This is a genomic window from Escherichia sp. MOD1-EC6162 (assembly GCF_002965125.1).
Classification (GTDB): Bacteria; Pseudomonadota; Gammaproteobacteria; order Enterobacterales; family Enterobacteriaceae; genus Escherichia; species Escherichia marmotae.
This window is the reverse complement of the sequence record NZ_PTSB01000064.1, coordinates 1-2,476: the sequence shown is the minus strand read 5'-3', so window position 1 is coordinate 2,476 and position 2,476 is coordinate 1. Positions and strand designations below refer to the sequence as shown.

The following is a 2,476-nucleotide window of genomic DNA, read 5'->3' as shown; positions in this document are numbered from 1 at the left end:
TTACCAGTCGGCGTAAGGTATCAGCGGCTGCGGCGGTAAATCCATGTCGCCCTGCCATCCGGCGGCGGAATACCGTACATAGAGCAGGAAATGGCTGGGCGCATAATCTTTCGCCTGCTGGATATCGATTGCCGTACCGACAAACCAGTTGGATGTGACACGGCGTTCAAGTAATGCCCGCGCCGTGTAGCCAAAGCCCTGACTGCTGCCACCGTCGTTGGTCTGGCCGGCTGCATCGTCTTTCCAGTCAGTCGGGATCAGGTTCATCAGCGGATAACGCGGCATGGTTTTGGTTCGTGAATGCGACCACGAGCCAGACGCCCCCAGCTCCCACGACCAGTTTTCCGTCCGCTCACGCCACATCACCGGTACGGCAAACGACAGGTATTCCTGCGGGCTGTAGTAACCGCCCTGACCGAGTGAGTACCCACTCAGGTCTTTGTCGTAATGCCAGATCATATTGTTCAGACCAATGGTGACGCGGCGATTGTTCTGGTTGATGACTTTATAGTAATAGCCCGTCATCCAGCGCACGCGCCAGTTATCTTCGACATTTTTGCCGGTTAACTGGTCGCCGCTAAGCGATGCCCAGACGCCGTTCGCTTCACCTTTATCGTAGCTCAGGCTTAGCCCCACGCCATCAGCACGCACGCCGCCCCATTTTTTCCCGGTGTTGCCCGGGGAGTCTTTTTGCCCGCCAAAGGCCAGCAAGGAACTGGAGATGGGGCGACGATGGGCGTTAATGGTGTAACCAAGCGGCCCCACGTCGTCGCTGTAACTGATGCCGCCAACGACATCCACCACGTTGAAGCCCATCGGCGTGGTGCCGATATCCCAGCTCCAGACGTCATTGCGCCAGCCGACAGCAACGCTGGCACCGGAATCCGACTGACTGCGATTGCCGCTACAATCCTGTAACGTACAGGTGCCCCAGTTGTTATCCCATTTACCCTCAGCGTCGGCGGAGAAACTGCCAACGTTCATATTGACGAAATCACTGCGGAAGAACATTCGCCCGTCGGAATACGGCGCATCCACCTGCAACATGGTGGTGTGCGCTTTCAGATCAGAATAGCCACCAGTACCGCTCGAACCCCAGTAATCATGTTCGAGGGTGACGTTGAGATCCTGCTGACGATAGAGGTCCGCCGCATCGCTGCGCACGCCGCGTTTCAGCCAGTCGTCCTTCTCGTCATTGCGGGTCAGACGGGTAAAGGTGTCGTTATCCTGCGGACGCGTTGTCGCCACACCGGATGCGACCATTGCGTCTTTGTAGGTTTCCAGCGCCTGCTGCGGTTCCCCTGCCTGCGCTTCAAAACTCGCGCCATCGCGCAGTACCATCGCGCTTTCCATCGACGGTGGTTGAGATTTTGCCTGTGGGATCAGCCTGTTAAACGTCTGGTGCGCCGCCGCGGTATCGCCAAGCTGTGCCTGCACCAGCGCCACACGCCGTTGCGTGTTCAGCGACGCGTTATCGGTGGCGGGCAGTTTCGCCAGTTGGCTGCGCGCTGCCGCTTTGTCGCCTGCAGCAATATCCACTTCCGTCAGGCCAAGAATGGCGTCGATGTTATTCGGCTCGCGCGTCAGGACATTCTGATACGCAGCACGGGCGGCGGTGTAATCACGCCGTTGCTGCGCCCAGTCGGCCAGCGTGAGGTCAATGCGCGTGGAAGGTGGTTGCTGGCGCAGCATCGCTTCCGCTTCGGCCTCTTTGCCGCTTTCCCGCAGACGGTTAGCGGTTTCCAGCACCTGATCGCTTTGCAGCCGATTAACCAGCTCCTGAATATTGCTGTTCCACTGCGCGCGCGGCAGGCTGTTGATATGCGCCAGCGCCGCCCGCTCCTGATCGTGACCGGAGAGATACAGCCCGTAAGCGTAAACCTGCTCCGGATCGTCTGGTTTCTGCTGTGCCAGATTGCGCATCAGGGTATCGGCCTGGCTACGTTGCCCGGCCTGCCAGAGATCCTGCGACAGCCGGTAAGTAATCCATACACTACCGGGATCCAGCGCCAGCCGTTGCCGCTGAAGCGCTGCCGCCTGCGCCCATTTGCCCTGATTTTCCAGTGCCTCCGCCTGCTGTGCCAGACGATCGTTTTGCAGGCTGCGTTCGATGTCATCAACGCTGCGCCGCTGGCTGGCCGGGAGCGAGGCAATAAACGCTTCGGCTTTTTCCGGTGACTGCTGGCGATAAATATTCGCCAGTCCGCGCACGGCGTTGGTGTTGCTGCTGTCCATGCGCAGCGTCTGCTGATAATAACGTTCCGCGGCGGGGTAATCTTTGCGCGCCATTGCCACATCACCCAGTCCCAGCACTGCATAGCTGTCGGCGTTATCAACACTGCGCGCCTGCCGGAACAACCGTTCGGCCTGCTCTGGATTATTGGCTTTCAGCGCAGCATCACCCTGCTGGATCGCCAGCCAGTAGCGGTTCACTTTCAACAGGCTGTTCCACTTGTCATTGTTGCTGCTGTGCGGG

The 2,476-nt window shown here is 59.0% G+C and carries 1 protein-coding gene; it reads right to left on the bottom strand.

Translation table 11 applies throughout. The features are described 5' to 3' along the window. The coding region (gene bcsC, locus A9587_RS24035; RefSeq protein WP_105281984.1) for a cellulose synthase complex outer membrane protein BcsC at positions 1-2,476 on the bottom strand (2,476 nt) is incomplete at its 5' end.